This is a genomic window from Bacillus sp. B4EP4a, from assembly GCF_006680105.1.
Classification (GTDB): Bacteria; Bacillota; Bacilli; order Bacillales; family DSM-1321; genus Peribacillus; species Peribacillus simplex_E.
In genome coordinates this window covers 1-16,498 of record NZ_VHIK01000033.1, presented here as the reverse complement: position 1 = coordinate 16,498, position 16,498 = coordinate 1, and the positions used below count along the sequence as shown (strand labels likewise).

Sequence of the window (16,498 nt, the reverse complement as noted above, 5' to 3'; positions counted from 1 at the left end):
ATAATAGGCTATTCCATTATCTATGGGGCTTGGATCTTTTACAGGAAGCTAATGTTATTTTGATATATCTATTTAAAACAAATAAGTTATCTAAAAAAAGGCAAGTGATATGAAAATGAATAGAATGGTTAACAGGAAGGATATTCCATATATTTGTAATCTTATGTTCAAAACATTCGACTTACCTGTTTTTTATTTAAATGAGAATAAAAAAGTCACAATTAAATTACCTGAAACTTTTAAAGCTAATCCCTTATTCGAAGGGATTGAAGAGCTTCTTGGTGAAATTACACATTTTTACCAAGGAACTTTATTGCCGGCTATCCATATGACTAATTTTTTGGAGCACTTTCTTATTCTACGCCTGCCTGGTCATCCATCTTTGGGAACCATTGTGATTGGACCATCTTTCTATAAAGGATTAACCGAGGAATCCAAAAAAATCCTTATAATAGATAACAAGGTGCCAGGCAACTATCATGATCAGTGGTTCCAATATTACGAAAATATCCCAGTGATTAACCAAAAGAGGCTGGCTTATATCGGAACGCTCCTCTATTACCTTGTTTGTGGGAAAACTCTTAAGGTGAACGAAGTATTGGAGCAGTCATATATCTATTCACCCAAAGTTACCCCAACCGACCATCTTGATGTCATAGTGTCGAATCAGCGTGAAAACAAATTCTTCCATATGGATCCGAGTTTTGAGAAAAATTTGTACCACCTCATTAAGGTTGGAAAAAAGGATGAAGCGTTAAAGGCCTATCTGTCTTTCCCTAAGGAATCGATTGGAACTTTATCCAAACAAAGCTATTTAAGAAGCAGGAAGAATTTTGCCATAACTGCTGTTACGCTTTGGACACGAGCCGCTATAAACGGAGGTTTAGACTGGGAAACCGCATATACAATGAGTGATATGCACATTCAGCATATTGAAGAATTAGAAGCAATCTATAAGGTAGAAAATGCCATTATTGACGTACTTCTTGAATTTGTTGATGTCGAGCGAAGAAATAAGGGGCAAATTGTTTCTAAACCGGTATTGTCCTGTCAAAATTATATTTTTAAGCATTTATATAGGAAGATAACCCTGGAAAACCTTGGTGAGCACACCGGATTAAATCCAAGCTATTTGTCACAGTTATTCATAAAGGAAACGGGTATTCCAGTAAGTGAATATATTCAGAGGCAGCGTATCGAGGAAGCAAAAAGGCTTCTAATTCTTACCGATTATACTGTATCAGAGATAAGTTTCATACTTAATTTTAATGACCAGAGTTACTTTACAAAAGTATTCAAAAAACATACAGACGTTACGCCAAGACAGTTCAGGACTAGCCACGAATTTGAAATCTAGCCTACTAAAAACAGCGTGAGTATTCTGCTAAAAAGTACCCTATAGAGTAGACACTAAAAAAGTCTACCTATAGGGTACTTTTTTGTATAATGGGGTACCGCCACATGCCCATCAAGCTAACCCAACGTGATTGCTGTCGCGGATACTATTAAAGAAACCTCTCAAAAGCGATTGAAAGGTTAAAAAATATGGGTCTTGATGTTTTCACCATGCTCCCCCACCTTTTTCTATCTTCTTCTTTCCCTCTTCCAATCCAGGATAGACTTAATTCAGTAAAGTCAGGCTGATAAAGGCAATGCCAAATATACAGTACAGAATGAGTGTAAAGGGCTGGGGAAAAATAATATATACTATCATACTAATGATCATCAGCAGGATGCTGAAGGCATTTATCCTATCTCTCCACATACTCACCTTTGGTCAACTCCTTTTCCACAAGCGTAAGGTACATTTTCATCGCAAACTTCTTCCGGTGCTGCCTGGTCGGCTTTGAGGAAGCACTCCTCCCACAGTCAAAGCCAACATCAGCAAAAATAGAGTTTCTTCTTCATCCTTCATTCCACTTTGTTATAATGGCTTTGTGCCTAATTTGTATTTTTTCATTTTTCGTTAGTAAGTAAGCGACTGATAATTTATAATTATAAAATTGAATCCACTAAACAGCCATGTAGCCAAAATGATAAATCCATAAAAATAATTTAAATATTCAGACTTTTTAAGGGGTATGAAGTGAATGATCTATAAAACTTTCAAGGTTGTATTAAGAGCCTTGCACAAAGGCCAAACCGAGGAATTCGCTTATGTTTTTGAAGGGAAAAGCTTGCTAATCGGCCGTGCAAGCCAACACTCCAAAGCTGATTTCAAGCTTTACAATGACTTCGTTTCCAGGGAACATTGCCGGATTTATATGGAAGAAGGACAACTCTTCATTGAGGATTTGGCAAGCAAACACGGTACCTCGGTGAACCAGATGCCGCTCGTACCGGGCAATCCCTGTCACATTGAACCGGGGGATTCCATTACTTTGATCAATGGACTGATTGAATTCATGATTTCCATCGACAACGATTTAACACGGGATTTCACTCCGGTGAACCCCGATTTCCAGCAAACCGTCACTATCAATGAGCACCTTCAGACCGTGATCATCAATGAAGAAGCACCCATTAAAATGCCGACAAAGGAATTCAATTGCTTTAAGCTGCTTTATGAAAATTTGGACAACCTTATTTCAAAAGAAGAGATTGTCCAGCAAGTATGGCCAGAGAGAGTCGGTGATCCCGAGCAAATTGTGACGGCAGAAGAAATCGCTTCACTGCTGTACCGGGTGCGAAAACGGATAAATGGGCACTTTGCAATAAAAGCCGTCATTCAAAAAGGATATTATATGGAATCCATCCATTCATTCAATCTATCGGACTTATAATGACAATCATTCGAAGACATGAAAAAAAGCATTGCTGATAACAATGCTTTTTTTTCATGTTTATATCGAGGACGGCAAGCAGGTATCCACCCGGTCCATTATCATTTCTTTGGCAAGTCCAGATTAGTGAATTCATCGACTGGAACGATGTCTTCTTCCATATCCATCACCTTCAGCACAACCCGGTCTCCTACATTCGTCAACACAATATCAGATAGCGCGTTGACCCCAGGGTCCACCGAGAACCTCTTGGCATTGCCTTCGACGATCAAATGGAATACGTATCCATTTGAAAGATTGGCATCATTGATCCTTATTACCTTCCCCTTTATTTCTTTCATCTCAAAGCCTTTTTGAGGCGTCACACCACTCACTTTCCCTAAAGAGGCAATCAGTTTTTTATAATTGCGGAAAGCTTCGTCTTTCGTTTTCCCAAAGACCACTTGGGGATTATCGCTATTGGCGTAAACGATCGCCACACCTTGGAACTTGCTGCCCTTTGTAACCGGAATTACATAAGTGGGAGCACCGTAAATCGTATAGAAAATTCCATTAGTGGCTTTCCAGCCTGGATATTTAGACAAAAACTCACTCGCATTTGCGTTGGATTTTGCCTCCTTTCCAGTCAGAACGGACGTAACGCCTTTATAGTACGTCATTTCACCGGTTTTGGCATTGAAAACACCATAACCTACAAGGGTTTTGGAGTTGCCTTTTGATTTAGCCCGGGTAAAATCCACTACATAAATCAATTCGCCTTTTTCGTTAAACGTAACTTGCATATTATCCTCATTAGGAATCAGGACATCTTTCTTCGGCCCAATCAAGGACTGGTTTTTCCATCCGTGAACATATTTTCCCCAGTAGGTCCAATATTCCAGGGCTGTTTCCAATGTGAAAGTCCGATCTACCCAATTAGGTTCTTTTCCTTTTGGATAGTATTTCGTGTCCCCTGTTTCCGGATTTACCAATACCACCCCGTCCACTACAGGACCGCTGCGGTATTTCAAATAATGTCCGACTGAAGCTACGAAGAAAGGCTTTCCATCTTCGTTCGGTTCCAAATATGAATCATGGATGATTTTATTCGGATATGCCTTGCGGATGGTCCTTTCCAAATCATGATCGAGGTACTGTGAGGGAGCATATAGCATCTTCCCTTTGACAGTACTCGCCCCTTTATCCGTCGATACGGCGGAAATCAGATTATAACCTGGCGTGTATTCCGCTTTCCCGGCTTTCAAAAACCCATCCATTTCAATGGGTGATGTATAAGCCAATTCATCATTGATATTGGTTAGACGGTATTCGCCTTCAGTGAAATATGATGCATTTTCTATTTTATTAATCGCTGCATCGCCTTTTGCGTCAGCCATTTTCACTGTAACAAGCGGCATGGTTTTTATATCTTGAACTTCTTCCAGCTCTTTTTTCTTATCGACCTTCGCCAACCCATGCAGATCAGCGGCAAAAGTGATGGAGTAAAACTGCATGATGCCCCATGCTAATATCAAAACGACACCTATCAAACTGTTGAAATGTACGTTCCAAGGTGTTTTTGGTTGCATCAAAGCTTCATTTCCCCTCCGATTCCGTCGGGTACTTGAAGATTCACTGGCACTGTACATATACATTCTTGAATCGATGATGAGAATGAGCCCTAGAATAATGGCAAAACTCGAAAAGAATGCAGCGGCAGTAAGATCCAGCAGCATGATATCGATAACGAAAAACAGTACGGTAGCAGAAACTAAAAGTCTCAGCACCTGTTCAATGAAAAAAGGTATTTCCTTTTTGGTGATTGCGTTTATCCATCTCTGCGGAATCAAGGAAAGTCCCAATATGGCAAATGGCATTTTCAATAAAATTCCTTTCAAGATGAAAACGAGTAGTGAAAGTATCATGGTTTTAAAAATCTCTCCTTGTCATGTATGTTTCCATTTACCTATTTTATCACTTTTGTACAACTAATTTACTATTTTTAAAATATATCGAAATAACGTAAAAAAACTACCAATATTATTTACTCCTACGATGCTACTTTTATCGATTTAATATTTATATAGACTCTAGAAAAGGATAGATGCCAAAGGGGGCGAAGCCTTATGATTTATGAAGAAACTTACCAATACCTATTAAGGAATGTATCTTCTACTGAATTCGATACGTGTTTGTACGCCTTGCTCCACAGTGATTGGGACGGGGTCATCCAGAGCCCGCTTCATATGATGGCCCGAGGAGTAGGAACGACAGAAAAGTACTTAAGGCAGATCATCAATAAATTCACCGCACCACAAGGATCACTAAAAAAAGTGTTTGTGCCTGTTCATCAAGGAGAAGATACTTTATATAAGTTTAACCTCGGTCCTGCAAGTAATCTTGGCTATAACAGGAAGACGGACCGTTATTGCAAGAAATACCGTTTCTTTTATTGCGATGCTTTCAAAGCCTTAACAATTCATGGAAAACGGCTGCTGCTTATGGGCGCTTTCCGAATGTCTGTTTTGAAGTCTGAAGAAGTTCTATTCGATTATAATGAAATCGTTCCTGATTCCAACTCGCCATTCACGAGAAAGCGCTTATTGGATGCAGTCGATGCCATCCATGACGCTTTAGGCCATTTAGTGACGATTTCTTTTGCAAGCAGGGCTTTTTCAAAGAAAGAAATTCTGGTATTCACCTTTACCGAAGGCGTCTTGGAGCAATATAAGGAAAATAGGGCGGAACGGACATGGTTGCGGAGAACGATTTTTAACTCTGGCTACATTGGGCATATCAATGATTCTGTATGCAAGGAATTGGAACGGGCAGGCAAATATATTTTCCGTTCATTTCTGCAGGAAACGAAAAACATCTCCAATGATATCCAAAAGGAACTGCAGAAGTTAGCCCGTTTCGTCTATTCTCATTCTCTTAGGAAATTTGGCCAGGCGATTTCTGCCAATGAGCAGTTACTTCTTGCTTAAACAAGCCTCTGCTTATTTAAGCAAGATCATGTACAATGAAACAATGGAACAGATGGTCAAGTATGCCCACCAGGCAGAATCCATCAAAAGCCTGCTTGAACGCGTTCATTTTCATAGAAACATCTCCGAGAAAGCTCTCTGCCGGCAAGTGAATGATTTGGAAATGGCTGAACATATCAAGCCCATTCTCCAAAAGTACCATCAAGCAGACTTCATCCGTCATGTGCTGAACGACTGGTGCGAAACATGGCTCATTTCCCGTGTAAAGACAGTGACAGAAGAATTCCGGGCAGAAGGAAAAAGGAAAAGTACCGATTATGATAAGCAGGTCGCGGCCGAATATATGGCACGCATTAGAAACGATACATATGACCAGTTGGACAGGCTGTTGACCTTGCTGCTTAAATTCGGCAATCATGCAGTTGCCCCGGCTGTCCGGAACTTCCCTCTCACTAAGAAAAAGGAAACCCTCCAATCCTATTTTGCTATCCAAAAGGAGCGTCTCGACGTTCTCTCCATTTCCTCTTAAAACCACACGGTTTAAGCCTTTTAATATGTCATTTGTTTTCCAAGAGAACGGATCCGTTCTCTTTTTTTGCTTGTAACGAAAACCGACTGTGAATTGCAGAATGACGATTGTGGTTTTGTGATTGGCACATTGTGGATTTCTCCCCTGAATTCGTGTATTGCATATGGACCTTGTGGATAAGGGAACTTGGGCAGCAGTTTTTTTTGACGGCAGGCCATGACCCCTGCATGGGCAAGGGCATTTATCTGAAGTTATTCTAAGGGTCTAAGAATGGGTCTATATAAAGGAACTGAAAAAGGTTTTGATCATCAGTATGAATAAGGGGTTGAATCTAGGCAGGCCGCTTTACGGGTAAAAGAAATGGGCCCCCAATTAGAATGGAAAGCCCACATGACTTGTTATGGCATTAATAATATTTTCCCCGAACTTTTCCGGCTTTCAAGAAGTCTATGTGCATCCGCCCCATTTTCCAAAGAGAAAAGAGTCGGTTCTTTGATGAGGATATCTCCTGACAGAATCCATTGGAACAGCTCTGCTGTTCTTCTTGTCCGTTCTTCATGGGTAGTCAGGACGTTCCAAAGGTCTCCACCTATTAATGCTTTCGATGTATCCATTAACATTCTTGGATCGATTTTCTCAGGATCACCGCCTGCCATCCCAAAAAATACAACAGTTCCTCCAGTCTTGGTCGCCTTGAAACTATCCATCAAGGTTTGTCCCACTGATTCATAAACGACATCAACGCCTTTACCGCCGGTTACATCCATAATGGAATCCACCCAGTCCGATCCGTAAAGGAAAACATGAGCCGCACCCATTTGTTTAGCAACAGCCGCTTTATCATTTGATGAGGTCAAGCCAATGACCTGACCGCCCTTCATCTTGATCATCTGTGTCAGTAATTGACCGACTCCACCAGCAGCAGCATGGACCAGAATGGTTTCACCTGCTTTAACTTGATGACTGTCATGAGTTAAATATTGGGCAGTCAATCCTTGAAGTAAAACGGATGCGGCCGTTTCAAAGGAAATGCCCTCAGGCAGCGGTAACAGTTTATCAGCTGGAACTAAAACCAGCTCCGCATTGGCATGGGGAACATCAGCGAACCCGACACGATCACCGACTTTCACATGATGGACATCTTCCCCAACATATTCGATGACCCCTGCCCCCTCATAACCTAGAATGAATGGGGGATCACCCACCAAATGATAATTCCCTTTCCTTCTATATACATCAGCAAAATTCAATCCGATTGCTTTCATTCGAACGATTACGGCTGATTTTGAATGTTCAGGTTCTGCAATTTCCCTTACAGACAGGACTTCCGGCCCGCCGAAATCTTCAAAGACAAGTGCTTTCATCATCCTAACTCCCTTCAATGCTTCTTCATTCTTTAAGATATAGGATGAACCCTTTGCTGGCAAGAAATACAAATAACCGCCCTCCCTTAAAGGCAAGAGCGGTCACTAAGTTTACTCAATCTGTATTGGAACCAGGGCCGTTCTTTCGTTTATTCGCAGAATATTCCTTACCGTGTGCTTCATGTTCTGCAATGATGTCCGCTTTCGGAATATGGTTATTCTTTTTCGGTGAACCGGTACGGTTACGATGTTTTTTTCCCATGATCTATCTCCCCTTCATTCAAAGCTATTTATGTTGAACTATTGTTAGCTTGTCCGATTACCACCGAAAATACCGGCAAAATAAGCGCTTCATAATAAAGGAAAAACCATCGCGGAGACCGAATAGATGTAAAACTGATATATAAGGAGGGAAAAAATGTTTCCTGTATTGAACACAGAAAGGTTACGCTTTCGGGAAATTCGTGAAAGTGATGCGGAAGCTGTTTTCCAATGCTTATCCAAAGATGAAGTCACCCGCTTTTATGGCCAGGATTCTTTGAAAAATGTCGAACAGGCGAAGGACATCATAACGTCTTTTGCGAAAAACTATCTTGAAAAACGAGCAATCCGATGGGGGATTGAAAGAAAAGATACACAGGAATTGATTGGTACCATCGGTTTTCATGCCCACAGTCCCAAATACAGACGGGCGGAAATCGGTTATGAAATCCATCCAGCACATTGGCGTAAAGGATTTGCGTCAGAAGCTCTTAAAGAAATTATCGCTTACGGTTTCAACGACCTTGATTTAACCCGCATCGGCGCGGTCGTTTTCCTGGAAAACAAGCCATCAAGTGAGCTCTTGCTTAAGCTGGGCTTCATCCAGGAAGGAATATTAAGGAGTTATATTTACCAAAACGGTATCCCTCATGATACATATGTGTATTCTTTGCTGAAGTGAAATAAAGAAAACCTCTTTAGAGGGTTCCATTGAAGAAATTTGCGACACTCCTACCGAATAACTGGCTAGCCAAGACCCCAGATACGTTTGCTTTGATGAGGCTTGGCAGACAGTCGGCGGAAAGGGAGCGGATTTCTGAAAACAGCTGGTACTTTTTTCAATGAAAAAACTGTAGGCAAACTGGATTTTCTTTTACAGTCTGTAACCCTCTTCATATTGATACCAAGCTCATTCGGTTCAACGGCATCGGAGCATCCGTTTCCCCATTCCATTTACTTATCCGAGTCGAAAAAAACAGCAAAACCCTTTCCTTAATATTCCAAATTACCTACAAAAAAAAGTCACCAAAACATGGCGACTTCACCTCACGATTAGGTGACTACAAGATAGTCCTTCAAGGCCTGCTGCAGCGTACCCTTTGTTTCTGCTCTATTCTCGATCTGAACCCCTGAACGGATCATTTTCGTTACCACTTCAGGGCGTAATCCTGTCACTACAGCTTTACACCCCATCATTGCCGTTCCATCGAGGATTTTCAATAAATCATTAATGATTTCAACTTCCATTTCGATGATACCGGATAAATCCAAGATCAAGGTCTGTATCCGCAGTTTACCTATCTCCTGCAATACTTTTTCCTCAATTATCTGTATACGTGTATTATCGATTGTACCAATTAACGGAAGGACGCAGGTAGTGGAAGTGACTGGAATGATCGGGACGGATAGATTTTCCACCAAGTTTTGCTGAGCCAGAATCAATTTGTCTTTGTAATCGGAGTAGCTGACGAAAAAGGATTTAAGAAATACATCAACCTTTTCATTCACTTTTTTCTCTAATTCAAAAAAGGTTTTGGATTCACTGAACACTACTTTTGCACTTTCGAACTTATAAAGAAATGTCCAAAGCGTTCTGCGGATGGCCTGAATCCATTCCAGCTTGAATGAAAGCGTCAAAGAGTGGGTTGCCCACGTAACTCCCTCTTGTTCGGCAAATGCAATCATATCCGTTTCATTCTGTTCCACTATATAACGGATGAGCTTATGGGCATTATTCAAAAGGTCGACATTTCCAATCAGCAGAATTTCTTCAATTTTACCCCTGACATTGACAGCTTCTGATAAAAGATATTCTTCAAACTCACTTTTATTCTGCAAAAGGAATTCCATTATCTTTTCTTCCTCATAAACAAAACTCACTCTTCCCCACTCCCTTTTTGAACTCCAACTGTGATTTTTGTTACTAATTACTTTCTATATGGGTGGAGTTTTTTCCTGCTAATTGCTCCTATATTAAAAATACGGATAGTAAATGGGTAAAAACCGGTTACATCTCCTCGCCTGAAAAAATATTTTTCGATGCGGAAGAAAATATCAGATGGGTGGACGATTTCCCATATTTAATGGCTTCATCGACGAAGTCTTCCAGCGTTTCCATGGAAAATGTACTTATTTTAACCAAATAACTGTATTGACCGGCTAACCGGTGGCATTCCAGTACTTCCGGATGGTTCAAGCTAAATTGATAAAAGTCTTTGCATCTATCCGTTTCGAATAATATGAATGCCGTTATGCTCCTATCAAGTTTTTCAAGTGATATTTCCGTTTTATATCCTTTTATCACTCCGCTTTCCTCTAATTTATTCACACGTTCTTTCGTTGCTGGAGCCGTTAAGGAAACTTCCTGTGCCAGTTCTTTCATGGACATGCGCCCATTATTCTCCAGCAAGGAAAGTATCTTTTTATCCGTTCGATCCAATTCAATCACTCCCACTTTTTATTATTAATAGAATTTACCTAAATACATTATAAAATAAACAGAAAAGAAATGATTACGTAATTTATCGTATGTATTAGGGAATTCGCTTTTTATATAATAAATTACAAATATAAATAAGGGGGATTCACGATGAAAAAAGTATTGATGCTGCTATCCAATGGATTCGAAGCGGTTGAAGCAAGTGTGTTTACAGATGTATTGGGCTGGAATAAATTAGAGGGTGATGGTACGACTGATCTGGTTACGGTGGGACTTCATGAACAATTGAAATGCACATGGAATTTCATCGTGCAGCCGGAATTGACCCTCGATCAAGTGAACCTTGATGACTTCGATGCTTTGGCCATTCCAGGAGGTTTTGAAGAAGCCGGTTTCTATGAGGATGCTTATGATCAGAGGTTTCTTGATGTGATCAAGTATTTTCATGATAAAAACAAAATCATAGCAACCATTTGTGTAGGCTCTCTACCACTAGGAAAAAGCGGGATATTGAATGGAAGAAAGGCCACTACATACAATCATCCAACCAGTAAGAGACAGGGGCAGCTAAAAGATTTTGGTGCGATTGTCGTTAATGAACCGATTGTCGTCACGGACAATATCATTACATCCTACAATCCTTCCACAGGATTCGACGTTGCCTTTACGCTCTTGGAAATGCTCACTTCCAAAGATAATTGTAAACATGTGAAGGAATTGATGGGCTTCCATTAAGGTTGATTTCCGCTCAGGCACTCGCTTTCCTCGGGCAGTCGGGGAGCCTACTCGGCTTGCGCCTGCGGGGTCTCCCCTGGACGCGCTTTTCTAAGCAGGGTTCTCGAACACCCGCTCCAATCAACTGAAACTTTTTTCAACTAAAAAAACTGCAGGCAAACTCATTTTTTCGAGTTTATCTACAGTCAGGGGTTCCGAATGAATTCGGAACCTTTTTTTCACGTTACTTCCAATAAGCCAATGAACGGGTTTTCATTGATTCACGGAACTGTTTTGTTGATTCTGGCAGGACTTTATTCGTTGCATAATCGATGATGACACCATACTGGCGAATGACATCCAGACTATCCAGCTCGCCATTTGCGAATTTATCTTCCACGCTTTCTATGTTTTCCTCAAGCCATTGTTTACGGTTGTTCCTGATATACGCCCTAGCTTGTTTTGTTGCTTCAACATCTATTTCGAATAAATCGAGATCTTTATCGATTTCCTTGATCACGACACCATAGTCTTTTTTGGCTCGCTCAATTGAAACATACTCATCGATAACATCTTCCAAGACATCTTCGGGACTTCTTTCAAGCGGATCTCCCAGTCCCCCGCCCCCAGCGGATGGGCGTACAAAGGAATCTCCTTGCTGCACCTTCACATTTGAGAAAATCGCACCTAAATATCGTTCGTCTTCTTTACCCGGATTCAGCCATGCTCCATGCGGGGAAGAAGGAAGCCCTCCAAAAATCCCCCATGTTATTGAACGGGAACGGTCACAGCAATAGGACATGACGGTGTTTTTGACATTCGTGAGAGTACCGCCCTTTTCTACACCGCACCCGCCGCGGTATTTCCCCGGCCCGGCAGAGTCGGTGATGATTTCATGCTTCATCGTCACGACAGGTGACAATCTTTCTTGCCCTTCGCAAGGCTGTACACTGAGGCCCAAACCGAATGTCGGCGAAGTGGCGTTCACACCGTCCCGGTCATAGCGTCCTCCATGACCGCCGGCCATCCAGTCATACCACATGAAGTATTTATCTTGCTCCTGGCGTTGATCCCAACCGCCGATAAGTAAATACTCCAGGTTAAATGAGCATGCGATCGCTCTTTCCGGCATGATGTTGGACCAGAGCTCGAAGCACGCACTCATGATTTTTTCATAGGCCCCTGAACAAAAACCGGTTACGGCAATCGGTGCAGGGGCATTGACGACGGAGTTTTCCGGCAGTTCGATCTTCACCACTCTGTAAAAGCCAGAGTTCAAAGGTATTTCAGGAAAGAATGTCTTGGTTCCCGAGTATGCTGCTGATAAAGATGCCCCGAAACCGGCATTCAAAAAGCAGCCGATATAAGAATGCGATCCAGAAAGATCATAATGGATCTCGTCATCCGTGATGGTCATCTTAACCCGGATCGGGATCAGACCGTCTCCGGCTTCCGGGTCCATATCAATATAATCAACGGTCTCCCAGGTTCCATTCGGTAAAGCCGCAACCTTGGCCCTTGCCAATCGCTCCACATAATTCTGAACTTCCGCAAAGGCAGACAAAGTCGTATCGATTCCATACTTCTCGATGATGGCAAACAACTGGCGCTCGCCTACCTTGGCCGCTTCCACTTGAGCACGAAGATCGCCGACACGTTCCTCAGGGACGCGCATGTTCGAAACGAGCACATTGACGACATCTTTTAAAAATGTTCCTTTACTATATATCCTTAGAGGCGGAATCCTTACTCCCTCGCCGAAATGTTCCTTGGCATTGATATCAAAGGAGCCAGGTGTCGAGCCCCCCATGTCGGCCCAGTGGCCATTCGTCTGCGTGAACGCAATGAGCTTGTTCTCATGAAAGACTGGCAAGAGAACCCGTGTGTCATTGAAATGAGTACCGCCCCGATACGGGTCATTGACCAAGAATACGTCCCCGGGATGGATATCACCATCGAAGTCCTCGAGCACCGCCTTTGCCGTTAGATGCAGTGTTCCTACATGAACCGAAATATCCTGCGTCCCTTGCATGACTGTATTTCCTTCTGCATCACAAAGCGCACAGCTGAAATCCCGATTATAAATGACGAAGGAATAGCATGTCCGAAGGATTTGTTCAGCCATCTGATCTACAAGGTTAACGAAGCCATTTTTTATCACTTCAAATGTCACCGGATCTAAACCTGTTCCAACTCCAGATTGGTCAATTAACTGTTTATTCGACAATGAAATCCACCTCTTTTTATTTATTTTGGGAAAGAATCAAGTTTCTGTATTTATCAACTTTTGCCGTGAAATTTGGCGGAATGACAGTCGTTGTATCAAGCTGATCCACTATGGCAGGTCCCGAGATTTCAGAAAAGGCCGGAATGAGCTCCCGGTTATACACGTTCGTATTCACATACCCTTCCTCTTCGAAATAGACATCACGCGTTTCCTTCAAGGCATCAGCAAGTGTGCCCCCTGGTTCATAAGTCGGGAATTCAGGTTTTGGCACAGTTCCGATAGCCGTAACGAGCAGCCCGTAGATTTCCACAGTCTGTTCTTTATCGGAGAAAGAAAATTCCCGTTCATGCTCTTGATGGAAACGATCAAGGGTCTCTTCCAATGAAGAAATCGGGCAATCGACTTCTATCGCCAATGAACGCCACTGTCCCAAATACCTCATGTCAATATAGCGCACCAATGTGGAAGCTTCCTTAGCGACCCCTTCTTCTTGCAATAACTCCGCTGCCTCTTTTTCCATTCCGATGAATTCCTTCTCTAAATCCTTTAACGATACATCCTTGACGTTCTTGACATAGGTTTTGGATATATCATGACGAACATCGACCAACAGGCATCCCATTGCGGCGGCAACACCCGGATGCGGCGGGATGATGACAGTCGGGATTTCCATTTCCTTGGCCAGGTACGCTCCATGCAAGGGTCCAGCCCCGCCGAAAGCCACAAGTGCAAAGTCGCGGGGGTCGTATCCCCTTCTGACTGAAATCAGCCTTAGCGCATCACACATATTGGCATTGGCCACCCGTGTGATGGCATTCGCCGCTTCTTCAATCGTATAATCGAATTTCTTGGCGATCTTATCCACGACTTCAATCGCTTTTTGTTTATCAAGTTCCATTTGTCCATCCAATAGTTGTGTGCCAAGCCGTCCCAATACAATATTGGCATCGGAATTGGTCGGTTCCACGCCACCCCTGCTATAGCAAGCAGGTCCAGGAACCGCGCCTGCACTTTGAGGGCCATTGCGTAAAGAACCGCCTTCATCCACCCAAGCTAAGCTTCCGCCTCCTGCTCCTATCGTCAAGATTTCGATACTTGGGAATCCAATCGGATATCCATACTCGATATACCAATCCTTAGTAATCCGCAAATCACCTTCATGCATCAAGGAAATATCGGTGCTCGTTCCTCCCATATCCAGCCCAATTGCATTATTGAACCCGCAAAGCTGGGCGATATGTTTACTGGCAATCGCACCTGCAGCGATTCCGGAACTTGCCAGCCTTGCCGCATAACGGGGTACGGTTTGGGATGTCATTACCCCTCCGCCGGAGTGAAGCACTAATATGTCATCTTCATACCCCCGTTTATTCATTTCACCTTCAAGGGTTTTAATATAGTTGCTGACAGTCGGTCCTAAAACCGCATTGACGATCGTCGTACTCATGCGCTCATGCTCAAAAATCTCAGGAAGGACTTCACTTGAAATGCATATATAGACTTCCGGGAGTTCCTCCTGGATGATTCGTTTCACTTTCGCCTCATTGCTTCCATTTACATACGAGTTCATGAAGCAAACCGCAATTGATTCAGTACCGCGTCTTTTTAATTTCCTTGCCAGTGACCGTACTTCCTCTTCATTGATTTCCGTCAAGACATTCCCTGCAAAATCGATGCGCTCTTCCACTTCAAAACGGTCTCTTCTTTGGATATACGGTTTGGCTACATCATCATATGTATCCCATAACTCAAGCTTGGTTCCTCGGCGGATTTCCGATACATCCCGAAATCCAGCGGATGTGATCAATGCTGTCTTTGGCAATTTCCTTTCAATCAAGGCATTGGTGCCCACTGTTGTACCATGGGAAAACACTTTAATATTTTCACAATCTATTTCCGCCTTTGCAATTCCATCCAAAATGCCGATTTCTGGATTCAGAGGAGTCGACGATGTTTTCGTGATTGAAATTTCCTTCGTGCTTTCATCAAAAACGAACACATCCGTAAATGTTCCTCCTACATCAATTGCGAGCCTAGTTTGCTTCGTACCTATCATTTAATTCCCACCCCTGCTACAAGATTTAAAATAATTTATACCTTTTGACATTGCTTCGTGCCCATTTCACCGCTTAATTGTGTGAAAGAGTGTCAGCCAGCCGCTGGATTTTCTTAGGCAAAAAAAGGGACAAGATGAATGATGAAATAAAAAAAAACCAGTCATATCAATAAAAAATCATTGATATAACTGGTTTTTGATCTAGGTTTAGCTTCGCTGGGCGGCGAAGTCTATTAGATTCGACAGTTATTATAGAATTCATCTTTTAAATCACCAAGTCCATTTAAGGCGATGGCAGAGTAGTATTTGCTAGATAAAACTACCTGTTCACTATGGCTATATACTTTATCTTACGTCAATCCACCATAAAGTCAAGGGTGTTTTTTAGAATAGTCAAACAACTTACAGGGGTAAGAAGTTTACAAAAATAAGTAAAATTAAGGAACCATAACTGTTTCGCTATGCTTACACAACATTATCAGGTGTTTCCGATGTGCCTTCCTCACTGTTTTTGAGGTAAACTTCAGAAATTCCATTCATGCCTTCCGATAGTTGAGCTTTAGTATATTCCATACTGCCAACCAGTTTATGAAGCTTCTTATCATCATTCTCTTCTGTAAGTTTAGATTCTGAATCAGTCACATTTTTTCACCTCCATCATTTAGGATGGCAAATCAAGATGGAAATATGTATGACAGGCGATGATGATAGACACCCTCAAAGTCCATTTTAGGTAAAGAATGGAATCCTCCAGCAGAATCTGTACTTAAATAAGCGAGAAAAGATTATTTTATGAATCTTTTTTTAAAAATCAGCTGTTTTCATGGAACTAAAGGGATATACTATAGTTTAGCTTTTATTACATTTTTGTTAGTATTTTTTCTTGCCACACATTGTGTAATATTTTACAAGTTTTTCTATTTACATCAACAAAATGCTTATTGCAAAGGAGAATTGGATATGTCAGAAACGATTACCCAATCACAAACTGAACAACTTAATGCCAGCCAAAAACAATTAGATGTACTGGACCAATTATTAAACCCTGAGGTTCAGGAATCATTGAACACTTTAGTTGAGCAGTTACCAAAACTAACTGAGTTAGTGAATATTTTAACAAAGTCTTATGATTTCGCTCAATCGGTTGCGACTGATGAT

15 protein-coding genes and 1 pseudogene are annotated in these 16,498 nt (G+C 41.8%); 8 read left to right on the top strand and 8 right to left on the bottom strand.

Annotated elements, in window-relative coordinates; translation table 11 throughout:
- The first annotated feature begins 115 nt into the window (after positions 1-115).
- Both FNK51_RS16995 and FNK51_RS16990 read left to right on the top strand, forming a co-directional pair.
- The gene (locus FNK51_RS16995) at positions 116-1,357 is read left to right on the top strand and encodes a helix-turn-helix domain-containing protein (RefSeq protein ID WP_181762282.1); all 1,242 of its coding nucleotides are present in this window, start codon (positions 116-118) and stop codon (positions 1,355-1,357) included.
- 733 nt (positions 1,358-2,090) lie between these two features.
- A complete protein-coding gene (locus FNK51_RS16990) occupies positions 2,091-2,783 on the top strand; it encodes an FHA domain-containing protein (protein ID WP_141994067.1) in 693 nt (230 codons plus the stop codon).
- A 101-nt stretch (positions 2,784-2,884) separates the two neighbouring features.
- Here FNK51_RS16990 and FNK51_RS16985 read toward each other — a convergent pair whose 3' ends face one another.
- Positions 2,885-4,687 carry a hypothetical protein gene (locus tag FNK51_RS16985; protein WP_141994066.1) on the bottom strand — a complete coding sequence of 601 codons (1,803 nt, stop codon included), beginning with the start codon at positions 4,685-4,687 and terminating at the stop codon, positions 2,885-2,887.
- Between the two features lie 201 nt (positions 4,688-4,888).
- Between FNK51_RS16985 and FNK51_RS16980 the strand changes: the two genes are divergently transcribed.
- On the top strand, positions 4,889-5,749 hold the full coding sequence (locus tag FNK51_RS16980) for a hypothetical protein (protein ID WP_141994065.1): 861 nt from the start codon (positions 4,889-4,891) through the stop codon (positions 5,747-5,749).
- Positions 5,727-6,278 carry a hypothetical protein gene (locus FNK51_RS16975; protein ID WP_141994064.1) on the top strand — a complete coding sequence of 184 codons (552 nt, stop codon included), beginning with the start codon at positions 5,727-5,729 and terminating at the stop codon, positions 6,276-6,278. Before FNK51_RS16980 ends, FNK51_RS16975 begins: the two co-directional genes overlap by 23 nt.
- A 398-nt stretch (positions 6,279-6,676) precedes the next feature.
- Here the strand turns inward: FNK51_RS16975 and FNK51_RS16970 are convergent, their stop codons facing one another.
- Positions 6,677-7,642 carry a quinone oxidoreductase family protein gene (locus tag FNK51_RS16970; protein WP_141994113.1) on the bottom strand — a complete coding sequence of 322 codons (966 nt, stop codon included), beginning with the start codon at positions 7,640-7,642 and terminating at the stop codon, positions 6,677-6,679.
- 115 nt (positions 7,643-7,757) lie between these two features.
- Positions 7,758-7,904 carry a hypothetical protein gene (locus FNK51_RS16965; protein ID WP_141994063.1) on the bottom strand — a complete coding sequence of 49 codons (147 nt, stop codon included), beginning with the start codon at positions 7,902-7,904 and terminating at the stop codon, positions 7,758-7,760.
- Between the two features lie 156 nt (positions 7,905-8,060).
- Between FNK51_RS16965 and FNK51_RS16960 the strand changes: the two genes are divergently transcribed.
- Together FNK51_RS16960 and FNK51_RS27265 are read left to right on the top strand one after the other, a co-directional pair.
- Positions 8,061-8,585, top strand: a complete 525-nt coding sequence (locus FNK51_RS16960; RefSeq protein ID WP_141994062.1) for a GNAT family N-acetyltransferase — start codon at positions 8,061-8,063, stop codon at positions 8,583-8,585.
- A 29-nt stretch (positions 8,586-8,614) separates the two neighbouring features.
- Positions 8,615-8,749: a hypothetical protein gene (locus FNK51_RS27265; protein ID WP_286178749.1), complete on the top strand. Its 135-nt coding sequence runs from the start codon at positions 8,615-8,617 to the stop codon at positions 8,747-8,749.
- A gap of 207 nt (positions 8,750-8,956) precedes the next feature.
- On the opposite strand, the gene FNK51_RS16955 is transcribed toward FNK51_RS27265, so the two are convergent.
- Positions 8,957-9,784: an STAS domain-containing protein gene (locus FNK51_RS16955; RefSeq protein ID WP_098373786.1), complete on the bottom strand. Its 828-nt coding sequence runs from the start codon at positions 9,782-9,784 to the stop codon at positions 8,957-8,959.
- 127 nt (positions 9,785-9,911) lie between these two features.
- Positions 9,912-10,343, bottom strand: coding sequence for an Lrp/AsnC family transcriptional regulator (locus FNK51_RS16950; RefSeq protein WP_098373785.1), 432 nt, complete (start codon positions 10,341-10,343; stop codon positions 9,912-9,914).
- A 150-nt stretch (positions 10,344-10,493) separates the two neighbouring features.
- Here FNK51_RS16950 and FNK51_RS16945 point away from each other — a divergent pair, with 150 nt between their 5' ends.
- Positions 10,494-11,078, top strand: coding sequence for a DJ-1/PfpI family protein (locus tag FNK51_RS16945; RefSeq protein WP_141994061.1), 585 nt, complete (start codon positions 10,494-10,496; stop codon positions 11,076-11,078).
- Positions 11,079-11,301: 223 nt separating this feature from the next.
- On the opposite strand, the gene FNK51_RS16940 is transcribed toward FNK51_RS16945, so the two are convergent.
- The 3 genes from FNK51_RS16940 to FNK51_RS26630 all read right to left on the bottom strand — a co-directional run bounded on the left by FNK51_RS16940 (position 11,302) and on the right by FNK51_RS26630 (position 15,982).
- Positions 11,302-13,284 carry a hydantoinase B/oxoprolinase family protein gene (locus tag FNK51_RS16940; protein WP_286178748.1) on the bottom strand — a complete coding sequence of 661 codons (1,983 nt, stop codon included), beginning with the start codon at positions 13,282-13,284 and terminating at the stop codon, positions 11,302-11,304.
- Between the two features lie 16 nt (positions 13,285-13,300).
- On the bottom strand, positions 13,301-15,340 hold the full coding sequence (locus tag FNK51_RS16935; protein ID WP_141994060.1) for a hydantoinase/oxoprolinase family protein: 2,040 nt from the start codon (positions 15,338-15,340) through the stop codon (positions 13,301-13,303).
- A gap of 465 nt (positions 15,341-15,805) precedes the next feature.
- Positions 15,806-15,982, bottom strand: a complete 177-nt coding sequence (locus FNK51_RS26630) for a hypothetical protein (RefSeq protein WP_181762281.1) — start codon at positions 15,980-15,982, stop codon at positions 15,806-15,808.
- A 318-nt stretch (positions 15,983-16,300) separates the two neighbouring features.
- Between FNK51_RS26630 and FNK51_RS16930 the strand changes: the two are divergent.
- Positions 16,301-16,498, top strand: a pseudogene (locus tag FNK51_RS16930) (DUF1641 domain-containing protein); the annotation flags it as partial.